Below are 12,098 nucleotides of genomic sequence, written 5' to 3'. Positions count from 1 at the left end.
AAAAAGGTGTCTGGATCTGGATCATTCCTTTTGCTACCGGGGTAACCTCTCTGGGCTTTGTAGGAGATCCGGAATTTTTTGAACAATATCCGGGCACCGACGAAGAAAAATATCGCGCCTTACTGGAAGCAGAACCTTATACCAGAGAGCGTTTCCGCGATGTGGAACTGGTATTTGAACCAAGAATATTACAGTCCTGGTCCGCTACCACCGATAAGTTTTATGGCGACGGATACGTGCTTACCGGGAATGTAACAGAATTTCTGGATCCGATTTTCTCTTCTGGTGTAACTTTGGCCTGCGTATCTGCTCAAACAGCGGCAAAGCTGGTGATCAGAAAACTGAAAGGAGAGGCGGTAGACTGGGAAAAAGAGTACATGGAACCAACGCTGCAAGGGGTAAATACTTTCCGCTCCTACGTGATGGCCTGGTACGAAGGTACCCTGGATACCATTTTCTTTAAGAAAGATGCAGATCCGCTCATCAAAGGACAAATTTGTTCCGTACTGGCTGGTTATGTGTGGGATATGGATAATCCTTTTGTCAAAAATCATGACACCGCATTAAAACGCCTGGCCCGGACAATAGAATTAACCGAAAAATTAAAAAGTAGTTCACCCATTGAATAGTGAGTCGGCATATATTACAGGAAGTTGTATCATTCGCCACAACAAGGTGTATTTGAATGATACTTTGTTATGGGAAGCAGAACAGGGGCTGGAATTACCTGATTTTCTGCGCGCAGGCTACGACCGTTTTTCCGGGCAGTATCCTAAATTTCATAAGATGGATGCCCTCAGCAAGCTTGGCTGGCTGGCGGCAGAAGTATTGCTGAAAGATACCAGGGTAAATACCCTGCCACCGGAACAGGTGGGCATGGTTTTATCCAACCGGAGTAGCAGTCTGGATACAGACCTGCGCTATTATGCCACTGTAAAGGAGTTTGCCAGTCCGGCCCTGTTCGTATACACGCTGCCCAACATTGTAATGGGGGAAATAGCGATCCGGCATGGTTTTAAAGGCGAGAATACCTTTTTTGTGTCAGCTGCTTTTGATACGGTATTGATGAGCACTTACCCGGCGCAGCTGCTGGCAGAAACACCTCTGCAGGCTTGTATCTGTGGTTGGGTAGAAGTAATGGAACAACAATACGAGGTAGCATTATTCCTCGTGGAAAATAAACAAAGCGATACAGCGCAGCCTTTAACAGCTGCTGCTTTGTCGTCGTTATATCAACAAACAAATAGTTAATAACTTTAATCAAATTACAGTGGAAAAGTTGATGTCGGATCTGAAAGCGCAGATCATTGAACAATTGAATTTGCAGGAACTAACCCCGGACAGCATCGGCAGCGATCAGACGCTGTTTTCTAAAGATGGACTGGGACTCGATTCTATCGATGCGCTGGAACTGATTGTATTGCTGCAACAGCACTATAATATCCGCATTGCAAATCCTGAAGAAGGACCAAAAATATTCCATTCTGTTCGCTCCATGGCAGAATATATTACAGCAAATCAAACCGTAAAGGCATGAGTGAAAAGGTGTGGATAGCAGGTGGTGGGGTCATCAGCGGTATAGGTCTGAATCTAAATGAGTGCTTGCAGTCGTTCCGGAATATGCAACCGGGAATGGCGGCTATGCAATACCTGCCTTCTGTTCATCGTAATACCTTTCCGGTGGCGGAAGTGAAGGCAGACAATGCCACACTCGCCGATATGGCACGCCTGCCGGAACATATCAGCCGAACCGCCCTGCTCAGTATGATTGCCGCCCGCGAGGCGTGGCAGTCCAGCGGTCTGGGAGATATATCGCAGTATCGCGTAGGATTCGTTTCCGGCAATACCGTGGGAGGAATGGATAAAACGGAGGATTTCTTCCCGGAATTCCTTGCTAACCCACGTGGTGGCCGCTTACACCAGGTATTACACCATGAGTGTGGCAGTATCACAGAATTGGTCGCCGATATGCTGGGCATCCGGCATCATGTGTCTACCATCAGTACCGCCTGTTCTTCCGGGGCCAATGCCCTGATGTATGGCTCCCGCATGATCCGCAATAACATCGTGGATGTAGTGATTGCCGGTGGTACAGACGCGCTGACACGCTTTACCCTGAATGGTTTTAATACCCTCATGATCCTGGATCAGCAGCCATGCAGACCCTTTGATGATACCCGCACCGGACTCAATCTGGGCGAAGGCGCTGGTTATGTAGTGCTGGTATCGGATAGCCTGGCTGCCCAGTTGCAGCCCTGGTGCCGGTTCAGCGGTTTTGCCAACGCCAATGATGCATACCACCAAACGGCCTCTTCTCCTGATGGTACAGGCAACTACCTGGCCATGAAGGGTGCATTGGATATGAGCGGGCTCCAGCCACAGCAAATAGGATATATTAATTTGCACGGCACCGGTACACAAAACAACGATGTGTCGGAAGGAATCGCCATTAACAGACTCTTTGCGCCGCATTTTCCGGCCATGAGTTCCACTAAATCGTTCACCGGCCATACGCTGGGCGCCAGCGGCGGGATAGAAGCCGTTTTCTCTGCTTTGGCAGTGAAAGAAGGTATTATTTATCCTAACGCACGCTTTGAACACCAGATGAAAGAAATACCATTTGCACCCGTCACCGAATATTCAAGCGGTCATGACCTGCAACATGTCATGTCTAATTCATTCGGCTTTGGAGGCAACTGTTCAAGCCTGATTTTTTCGAAAGCATAAAGCATAAAGCTGAAAGCATAAAGCAATTGCTTTCACAACAATGTAGGGTAACCGCTAAACAAACAATACAAGCTAACAGCTAACAGCAATTGCTTTCACAACAAGGTTAAACAAACAATACAATCTAACTGCTAACAGCTAAAAGCTAAAAGCTCTATGAATATCTACATAAATGGCACCGGTTGTATATCTCCGCAGGAAACTGCGCAGGGAGGCCCTTTGCTGGCTCCTCCCAGGGAATACGAGCAGGTTCGCCTGTCTACCGTAGATCCGGATTACAAGCAATGGATTGATGTGAAACAGATCCGCCGTATGAGCCGCGTGGTAAAAATGGGCGTGGGTGCTGCTAATCTGAGCCTGGAAGCTGCCGGCATCACTGCTCCGGATGCCATCATTACCGGCACCGCCTACGGTTGCCTCGATGACACCGGCGTATTTTTAACTAAAATGGTGAATCAGCAGGAAGAAATGCTGACCCCCACCGCTTTTATACAGAGTACCCACAACACCGTAGCCGGACAAATAGCGCTGCTGCTGGGTTGTAACGGATATAACAACACCTTTGTGCACCGCGGCTTTTCTTTTGAACATGCCCTGCTGGATGCCATCATGATATTGAAAGAAGGCTCTGCCCAACATATTCTGGCCGGCGGAGTAGATGAAATTACCAACTACAGCCATCAGCTCCTGTCGCGTTTCGGCACTTATAAAAAGACGCCGGTAAAAACCATGGAGCTGCTGAACAGCCCCGACAGCGGTACTATTGCAGGAGAAGGCGCTGCCTTTTTTACTTTAGGCATTACCAAAGAACCCGGCACCGTAGCCGAACTGTCTGGTGTGAGCACGCTCTACAAGCCACTCTGGGAAGGAGAAGTGATTGGTCATATCATGAAATTCCTGGAAGATAATAACTGTACCCCTGCAGACATTGACCTGATCGTTACCGGCAGAAACGGTGATATAGATCAGGATGAAATATATGAAGAAGTAGCTGCTGCCCTGTTCCCGGAACATGCGGAAGCCTGCTTTAAACACCTGTGTGGCGAATATCCAACCGCCGCCGCTTTCGGCGTATGGCTGGCCAACGCCATTATCGCAGCACAGGAAGTGCCGGAAGCTGCCGTGTTTTTTGGACGGGCGCCCAAACAGATCAAAAAAGTATTATTGTATAACCATCATCAGGGAACACACCATTCCCTGGTATTACTGACCGCATGCTAAATAACAGAGTGGTAAATATCGTTGCTATTGTAAGCCTCCTGGTACTGTTGTACCTGGACAAATACCAGGCGCGCGATATTCCTTTCTGGGCTTACGGTTTGCCGGTACTGATTTTCCTGCCGCTCACCATTCGCGGCGCTATCAATATAGAAGCCGGCTTTTTTATGAAGGTGTTGTGTAAGGCAGATACCACCGAAAAAGTAGTGGCGCTGTCTTTTGATGATGGCCCGCAGCCTGATTATACACCGCATATACTGGATATCCTGCAACAGGAAAATGTGCCTGCCGCCTTTTTTTGTATTGGAAAGAATATCGCCGGCAACGAGCACTTACTGAAACGCATATACGAAGAAGGACATGTAATAGGAAACCATACTTATTCACATCACTTCTGGTTTGATATGAAATTATCCGGTGATATGCTCACGGATATGCAGCAGATGGATGCCATGACGGTAAGCGCTACGGGACTCACGCCCCGCTTATTTCGCCCGCCATACGGTGTTACCAATCCTAACCTGGCAAGAGCCGTGAAAGCAGGTAATTATCTGCCGGTAGGCTGGAATATACGCTCACTGGATACGGTAGCAAAAGATGAAAAACAATTGCTGAACAGCATACTGGAACGGCTGAAACCAGGCGCTGTTATTTTACTGCATGATACCTGTAAGATAACCGCCGATATATTACCACAACTGATCCGCGGTATCCGTCAACAGGGATATCAGCTGGAAAGGATCGATAAAATGTTAAAAGTACGCGCATATGTGTAAATGGATGTTAATTTTGATGTGTGGGATGGTAAGCCTGCAAACGCAGGCACAAACCGGATTTAAGCCAGTAGCAGATATGACGCCGCTGAAACAGCAGTTTGCAAAGGCCGCACAAAACACACAAAGTATTCAGTGCGATTTTGTACAGGAAAAAAACCTGACCATGCTGTCGGATAAGATTGTATCCAAAGGCAAGTTCTGGTTTAAAAAAGATAATAAAGTAAGAATGGAATACCTGCAGCCTTCTTACTACCTGCTGGTCATCAACGGAAAAGATATCCGGATAAAAGATGCGCAGAAGGAAAATAAAGTGTCAGGAAAAAGCAATAAGCTATTTGAACAGATCAACAAAATTACGGTAGACTGTGTACGGGGTACGGTTTTGGACAACGCGGACTTTACCACCAAAGCCACCGAAAATGCCCAGTATTTCCGGCTGGAAATGGAACCGGTAAACAAAACGATGAAAGACTACTTTAAGTCGATTGTGCTGCTGGTAGACAAACAGGATTATTCTGTATCAAAAATTACGATGGCGGAGTTGTCCGGAGATGATACCACCATCAGCTTTTTACATAAACAACTGAACACAAACATCCCGGATGCGGTATTTTCTGCTAAGTAGTATATTGGGTATCGCCTTGCTGACGGGAGGTTGCAGATCAGTGTATAAAGGGTTACAACCGGCTGCGGGCGACGTAAATTGTATTCGTCAGTTCAGTCCTCAGTTTAATTCCACCCTTTATAGTACGCAGGTGGATATTTTAAAGCATCACCTCAGCGGACTCCTGTTCTTCAAGCAAATGCCAGACAGTAGTATCCGCGTGGTATTTGCTAACGAAATGGGATTTAAGTTCTTTGATTTTGAATTTGATAAACAGGGCAATTTCACCAAACACTATCTGCTGGCCAAAATGGATAAAAAAGCAGTGGTGAAAACTTTACAACAGGATTTTGCACTGGTATTGCTGCACCCGGATTTATCAGCGGCGCATATGGCTACGGATAATCGTTACCGTTATATAGTAGTGCCTACCGAAAAAGGCAACAACTACTATATCACGGATACCGCCTGTACGCAGCTGGTACGCATAGAAAAATCGTCCCGGCGCAAACCCGCAGTAACCGTATGGATGCAGCATTATAACAACGGCGTACCGGACACCATCAATATCCGGCATGAACATTTCAAATTCAATATCTCTTTACAGAAAGTAGAGAAATAACAAGCAAATTATATAGTACATGTTAGCAGGTAATTTTTATACAGTAACAGCACATGCCGAAGAGCCGGGACAGGTAACCGTCACGATTGAACTCAATGCGGCGCATCCGATCTTTCAGGGACATTTTCCTGAACAGCCGGTAGTGCCCGGTGTATGCATGATGCAAACCATCACAGAAGTACTGGAAGGCACCCTGAAGCAGAAAGTGTCGATGAAGAAAGCCAGCCAGATGAAGTTTCTGCAAATGATTGATCCGGTGAAACAACCATTGGTAGACGTTACTGTAAATTATAAAGCAGACGAAGCAGGATGGAAAGTGAACGCTACATTGAAACGGGAAGACAAAACATTTATGAAGTTTCAGGGTATATTTAATTAAGTGACTAACCAGCCTACACATAACGCCCACTTTGAACGTCACCGCGCAGCGGTGTTGATCCCTACGTATAATAACGCCGGCACACTCGGCGCTGTACTGTCTGATGCACTGGAATACACGAATCATGTTATTGTAGTAAACGATGGTGCTACCGATGAAACCCTGGCAGTGCTGGAGCAATTTCCTTCCCTGCAGCTGGTTTCGTATAGCCCTAACCGTGGTAAAGGCATCGCCCTGCGCCGCGGATTTGCTTATGCTATGCAGCAAGGATATGACTATGTGATCACCATGGACGCAGACGGACAGCATTTTGCCACCGACTTGCCCGCCATGCTGCAACAGATAGACGAACGTCCCGGTGCACTGATCATTGGCGCCCGCAACCTGCACCAGGAAAACATGCCTGGTAAAAGTACTTCCGCCAATAAAGTATCCAACTTCTGGTTCAACGTTACTACCGGTTTAAAAGGACCGGATACACAGTCCGGATACCGCCTGTACCCCCTGCATCGTATGGGTAACATGCACTATTTCTGTACGAAGTACGAATTTGAAATTGAAGTATTGGTACGCAGTGCCTGGAAAGGTATTAAGGTAGACTGGACGCCGGTAAAAGTGTATTATCCGCCACCGGAAGAACGGGTGTCGCATTTCCGTCCTGTCCCGGATGTAACACGCATCACCATACTCAATATTATATTGGTACTGACCACTTTCCTGTATATCAAACCACGCGATTTTATCCGCTTTCTCCTGAAAAAGGAAAACTGGAAAAAGATGTGGAAAGAAGAAGTACTGAAAGCAGATGAATCGAATATGCGGAAAGCCATAGCCATTGGATTCGGCGTATTTATGGCCATTGTGCCTATCTGGGGCTTTCAGCTGCTGGTGGCCATATTGGTGTCTATTAAACTAAAATTAAATAAAGCATTGGTGCTGCTCTCAGCACATATCAGTACGCCGCCGTTTACGCCATTTGTCCTCTTTGCGAGCTTCCTCGTGGGTAAAGTATGGATGGGACAAACGGCCAGCGACCTGATATTTAAAGATGGTTTTAACTTCGATACGATTAAAGATAACATGCTACAGTATGTATACGGCGCCATAACGCTGGCAGTGCTGGGAGGACTATTAATGTGGGCCGTAAGTTGGGGGATGTTGACAATATTTAGAAAAGAGAAAAAAAATGGGTAGCTTTTTTGTAGCGATATATAACTTTTTTGAAAAACATAAAGGCTGGCTGTGGACTTGTACCATCGCCAGTTTTCTGTTGGTGGGGTACTTTGCTGCGCAAATAAAGCTGGAGGAGGATATCACGAAAATTTTACCACAGGATAAAAAACTGGACAAACTGCAACAGGTGTTCCAGGACTCGCGTTTTGCGGATAAACTGATTGTTACCATCTCCCAAAAAGACACTACAAAAGAAGCGCAACCAGACAGTTTGACGGCATACGCTGCGGAACTGGCTTCCAATGCCGGCACACAATTATCTCCCTACATCCGGCAAATACAATCGCAGGCGGAAGATGCTATGGTCATGGGATTGATGCAGGTGATACAACAAAACCTGCCCATCTTCCTGGAAGAAAAAGATTATTCAAAAGTAGATAGCCTGCTGGAAACAGCACAGTTACAGAAATCACTGCAATACGATTATAATACGCTGATATCACCGGCAGGACTGGTGTTAAAGAAAATGATCCAGGCCGATCCGGTAGGCATTTCCTGGATAGGCGTGAAGAAATTACAACACCTGCAATACGACGATCAGTTTGAACTATACGATAATTATGTGATCACCAAAGATCACAAACACGTGCTGATCTTTATCACCCCGGCCAATCCGCCAGGTGCCACTAAAATCAATGCACAATTTCTGCAGGGGCTGGATAAAATAAAAGACAGTATTGATCAACATTACCCCGGCGTAACGGCCTCGTACTTTGGCGGTACTGCCGTGTCTGTAGGAAATGCCACGCAATTAAGGCAGGATACTTTTCTTACACAAGGCATTACGGTGGTATTGCTCGTAGTGCTGATTGCTTTGTTTTTCCGGAAAAAACGTTCCCCCGTACTCGTGATGCTGCCGGTAATTTTTGGCGGCCTGTTTTCACTGGCATGGATATACGTTTTGAAGGGCCATATTTCTGTGATGGCCATGGGTGCAGGTGCGGTAGTATTGGGTATCGCCGTAAATTATTCCCTGCATGTGTTTAATCACTTCCGCCATTCACAGGATATCCGTGAAGTGATCAACGACCTGGCTACACCGATGACGCTGGGCAGCTTTACTACTGTAGGTGGTTTCTTATGCCTGCAGTTTGTACACTCACCCATGCTCCGCGATGTGGGCCTGTTTGCAGCCCTCAGCCTTGTAGGTGCCGCATTATTTTCCCTGATATTTTTACCGCACTGGATCGTTATCGGACATAAACCGCAAACGGTACATGCACACAAAGAGAACTGGCTGGATAAATTATCTGCCTATAAACCTGAAAAAAATAAATACCTGGTAGGCGCTATTTTCCTGCTCACCATCGTATTTTTTTATACTGCCCGCAACGTATCTTTTGAAAGTGATATGATGCGCATGAACTACATGACGCCAAAGTTGAAAGCTGCGGAAACACAGCTGAATGCCGTGAACTCCTACATTGCACAATCGGTGTATGTAGTATCTGACGGCCATGACCTGGAAGGGGCGTTAGAAAACGGAGAGCAGCTGATACCGGTAGTAGAACAATTACAGGCCAAAGGCATCGTGAAAAAATATGCCGGCGTACAGGCGTTACTGTTATCCAACAAGGAACAGCAGACGCGTATTGATCGCTGGAATAAATACTGGACGGCAGAGAAAAAACAGCAAGTGTTGGCTTACCTGCGCTCAGAAGGTAAAGGACTGGGCTTCAGTACGGCGGCTTTCAATCCCTTTGAAGGCATGTTGAATAAGGAGTTTCACCCACTATCGCCCGATGCGTTGAAAGTATTGCGCAGCGGTAATCTGGGTGATTTCATCATACAAAAGAACAGCACTACTTCACTGGTCACCCTATTAAAAGTAGATCCGGCGCATAAACAGGCAGTATACGATGCGTTGGAGAACTTACCTGGTACTATTGTACTGGATAAACAATACGCGGCCAATCGCCTGGTGGAAGTGATCAAAGATGAATTCAACAGCATTGCCTGGATGACTTCTCTGCTGGTGTTCTTTGCCCTGTTACTCTCTTATGGTCGTATTGAACTGGCACTCATCACCTTTATTCCGATGGCTGTAAGCTGGATCTGGATACTGGGTATCATGGGCCTGTTTGGTATTAAGTTTAATATTGTAAACATCATCCTGTCTACTTTTATTTTTGGTTTGGGAGATGACTACAGCATCTTTATGATGGACGGGCTGTTACAGGAATACAGGACAGGTAAGAAAACATTGTCTTCTTTCAAGTCGTCTATCTTCCTGTCTGCCATCACTACCATACTGGGTTTAGGGGTGTTGATTTTTGCGCAACATCCTTCGCTGAAATCAATCGCTCTCATTTCTATTATCGGTATCGGTACGGTGGTATTGATTTCGCAGGTACTGATTCCGTTTCTCTTTAACTGGCTGATCACTAATCGGGTGCGGAAAGGCTTTGCACCATGGACGATGAAAGGATGGTCACTTTCTGTATTTTCTTTCCTTTACTTTACTATAGGTTGTTTGCTGTTAACGCTCATCGGAACCATTCTGATCCGGTGGAATCCTTTTAACAAAGAAAGAGGTAAGGTATTATATCATCGTATTCTTTCTGCTTATACCCACAGTGTATTATATATTATGCGCAATCTAAAAAAGCGCATTATTAATCCGGCAAATGAACAGCTGGAAAAGCCGGCAGTGATCATCAGTAATCATCAGTCTTTCCTCGATATTCTCGTTTCTACCATGCTGCATCCCAAGGTGGTTTTGCTGACCAATCAATGGGTATGGCGTTCACCGGTATTTGGTGCGGTGGTGCGGCTGGCTGACTATTACCCGGTCGCAGATGGGGCAGAAGGAGCGATCGAAAAATTACGGGAGAGAGTGAATCAGGGTTATTCTATTGTCGTATATCCGGAAGGTACCCGCTCTCCAGACCCGGCGATCAAGCGTTTCCACAAAGGCGCCTTTTATATAGCCGAACAACTGGGGTTGGATATATTACCAATGGTGATTCACGGTACCGCCTATACGATGAGTAAGGGCGATTTCCTGCTGAAAGATGGTACGGTAACGGTGAAATACCTGCCCCGCATTACTCCGCAGGACCTTACCTGGGGAGATACCTACAGTGCACGTACGAAATCTATCAGCCGTTATTTCAAACAACAATATGAATTGCTGCGGGCCGAAACGGAAGTGCCTCAATATTTCCAGGAGCAGCTGAAATATAACTTCATTTATAAAGGTCCGGTGCTGGAATGGTACATGCGGATAAAAACAAGAATGGAAAACAACTACGAGTTATTCCATGAGTTATTACCGAAGGAAGGACGTATACTGGATATTGGCTGTGGATACGGCTTCATGGATTATATGCTGGCCTGGGCAGCGCCCGGCCGCAACATTACAGGCATTGATTACGATGAAGATAAAATAGCCACAGCTGCTTATTGTTATAAAAAACCGGAACAGCTGCAATTCATTCATGGCGACATTGCTGCCACGCCTTTCGAATTTTATGATGCTTTTATTTTAAGTGATATGCTGCATTACCTGTCTTCTGAGGAGCAGGAAACATTGTTGCAGCAATGCATTGAAAGACTAACACCCGATGGCGTGATCGTTATACGTGACGGTGACAGCGATATGGATAAAAGGCATGAGGGTACTAAGTTTACAGAGTTTATGTCTACCAGGGTGTTTGGGTTTAATAAAACGAAAAGCAAACGGTTATCGTTTTTCTCGGCTGCACATGTGCGCGGTTTGGTGAACAAATATGGAGCAGTAGCGGAGGAAATAGATAATACCCGGTATACCTCCAATGTAATATTTGTGATCAAAAAACTTCCCCAGGAAAACTATGCACAACTATGATGTGATCATTATAGGCAGTGGCCTTGGAGGCCTCGTATGTGGCGCTATTCTCAGCCGTAACGGGTATCGTGTATGCATCTATGAAAAAAACCGGCAAACGGGAGGTTGTCTGCAAACCTATTCCCGCGAAAAAGTCATCTTCGATTCCGGCGTGCATTATATTGGCGGACTGGCGCCCGGAGAAAATTTATATAAAGTATTTAAGTACCTCGGCATCTATGATAAGCTCCGGCTGAAACGCCTGGATATGGACGGTTTCGACCATATTAGTTTTGCCGGCGATGATAAAGTATACCGGCTGGCACAGGGAGAGGAAAATTTTATCCGTACCCTGCTGGCAGATTTTCCGGAAGAAGAAGTCGCCCTGCGCGCTTATTGTAATAAGATCAGCGAAGTATGCAGCAAGTTCCCGCTTTATAATTTACGTACCGGCGACTATGAAGAAAAACGCGGTGTGTTGCAGTTAAATACAGTCGATTATTTACGCAGTATCACCAACAACGAAAAGCTGCAACAGGTGCTGGCGGGCAACAACCTGCTATATGCCGGCGTAGCAGATAAAACGCCGTTTTACGTACATGCGTTGGTGGTAAACAGCTATATGAAAAGTTCCTGGAAATGCGTGGATGGTGGCTCCCAGATAGGAAAGCTACTCTGTCAGCAGATCCGGGAAAACGGTGGGGACATCATCCGCAATATGGCCGTCACGG

Annotated in this window: 12 protein-coding genes; all 12 read left to right on the top strand. The window is 46.1% G+C overall.

The features are described from left to right. The coding region (locus VIP81_RS27280; protein ID WP_331968864.1) for an NAD(P)/FAD-dependent oxidoreductase at positions 1 to 629 on the top strand (629 nt) is incomplete at its 5' end. 52 nt (positions 630 to 681) lie between these two features. Then, positions 682 to 1,251 (top strand): beta-ketoacyl synthase N-terminal-like domain-containing protein, encoded by a 570-nt coding sequence (locus VIP81_RS27275; RefSeq protein ID WP_331968861.1) that lies wholly within the window; start codon positions 682 to 684, stop codon positions 1,249 to 1,251. Positions 1,252 to 1,270: 19 nt separating this feature from the next. Next, complete coding sequence (locus tag VIP81_RS27270) at positions 1,271 to 1,537, top strand: phosphopantetheine-binding protein (RefSeq protein ID WP_331968858.1); 267 nt, start codon at positions 1,271 to 1,273, stop codon at positions 1,535 to 1,537. Next, on the top strand, positions 1,534 to 2,727 hold the full coding sequence (locus tag VIP81_RS27265; RefSeq protein ID WP_331968855.1) for a beta-ketoacyl-[acyl-carrier-protein] synthase family protein: 1,194 nt from the start codon (positions 1,534 to 1,536) through the stop codon (positions 2,725 to 2,727). Before VIP81_RS27270 ends, VIP81_RS27265 begins: the two co-directional genes overlap by 4 nt. Positions 2,728 to 2,883: 156 nt before the next feature. Then, positions 2,884 to 3,948 carry a beta-ketoacyl synthase N-terminal-like domain-containing protein gene (locus tag VIP81_RS27260; protein ID WP_331968852.1) on the top strand — a complete coding sequence of 355 codons (1,065 nt, stop codon included), beginning with the start codon at positions 2,884 to 2,886 and terminating at the stop codon, positions 3,946 to 3,948. Continuing rightward, positions 3,942 to 4,721, top strand: a complete 780-nt coding sequence (locus VIP81_RS27255; RefSeq protein WP_331968849.1) for a polysaccharide deacetylase family protein — start codon at positions 3,942 to 3,944, stop codon at positions 4,719 to 4,721. Before VIP81_RS27260 ends, VIP81_RS27255 begins: the two co-directional genes overlap by 7 nt. 25 nt (positions 4,722 to 4,746) lie before the next feature. Beyond that, on the top strand, positions 4,747 to 5,346 hold the full coding sequence (locus tag VIP81_RS27250) for an outer membrane lipoprotein carrier protein LolA (RefSeq protein WP_331968846.1): 600 nt from the start codon (positions 4,747 to 4,749) through the stop codon (positions 5,344 to 5,346). Continuing rightward, positions 5,324 to 5,947 carry a hypothetical protein gene (locus tag VIP81_RS27245; protein ID WP_331968843.1) on the top strand — a complete coding sequence of 208 codons (624 nt, stop codon included), beginning with the start codon at positions 5,324 to 5,326 and terminating at the stop codon, positions 5,945 to 5,947. Before VIP81_RS27250 ends, VIP81_RS27245 begins: the two co-directional genes overlap by 23 nt. 19 nt (positions 5,948 to 5,966) lie before the next feature. After that, a complete protein-coding gene (locus tag VIP81_RS27240; RefSeq protein WP_331968840.1) occupies positions 5,967 to 6,326 on the top strand; it encodes a 3-hydroxyacyl-ACP dehydratase in 360 nt (119 codons plus the stop codon). Continuing rightward, a complete protein-coding gene (locus VIP81_RS27235; RefSeq protein WP_331968837.1) occupies positions 6,327 to 7,520 on the top strand; it encodes a DUF2062 domain-containing protein in 1,194 nt (397 codons plus the stop codon). Then, positions 7,513 to 11,388 carry a 1-acyl-sn-glycerol-3-phosphate acyltransferase gene (locus tag VIP81_RS27230; RefSeq protein ID WP_331968834.1) on the top strand — a complete coding sequence of 1,292 codons (3,876 nt, stop codon included), beginning with the start codon at positions 7,513 to 7,515 and terminating at the stop codon, positions 11,386 to 11,388. Before VIP81_RS27235 ends, VIP81_RS27230 begins: the two co-directional genes overlap by 8 nt. Further along, the coding region (locus VIP81_RS27225) for an NAD(P)/FAD-dependent oxidoreductase (protein ID WP_331968831.1) at positions 11,375 to 12,098 on the top strand (724 nt) is incomplete at its 3' end. The genes VIP81_RS27230 and VIP81_RS27225, both read left to right, overlap by 14 nt.

The organism is Chitinophaga sp., assembly GCF_036566945.1.
GTDB lineage: Bacteria > Bacteroidota > Bacteroidia > Chitinophagales > Chitinophagaceae > Chitinophaga.
The sequence above is the reverse complement of the archived record's forward strand: the minus strand, read 5'-3'. Positions and strand labels throughout refer to the sequence as shown.

Bases quoted from the DNA above. Each gene is read 5' to 3' on its own strand.
- VIP81_RS27265 (WP_331968855.1), top strand. From the start codon at position 1,534: ATGAGTGAAAAGGTGTGGATAGCAGGTGGTGGGGTCATCAGCGGTATA.
- VIP81_RS27260 (WP_331968852.1), top strand. From the start codon at position 2,884: ATGAATATCTACATAAATGGCACCGGTTGTATATCTCCGCAGGAAACT.
- VIP81_RS27255 (WP_331968849.1), top strand. From the start codon at position 3,942: ATGCTAAATAACAGAGTGGTAAATATCGTTGCTATTGTAAGCCTCCTG.
- VIP81_RS27250 (WP_331968846.1), top strand. From the start codon at position 4,747: ATGGTAAGCCTGCAAACGCAGGCACAAACCGGATTTAAGCCAGTAGCA.
- VIP81_RS27245 (WP_331968843.1), top strand. From the start codon at position 5,324: ATGCGGTATTTTCTGCTAAGTAGTATATTGGGTATCGCCTTGCTGACG.
- VIP81_RS27240 (WP_331968840.1), top strand. From the start codon at position 5,967: ATGTTAGCAGGTAATTTTTATACAGTAACAGCACATGCCGAAGAGCCG.
- VIP81_RS27230 (WP_331968834.1), top strand. From the start codon at position 7,513: ATGGGTAGCTTTTTTGTAGCGATATATAACTTTTTTGAAAAACATAAA.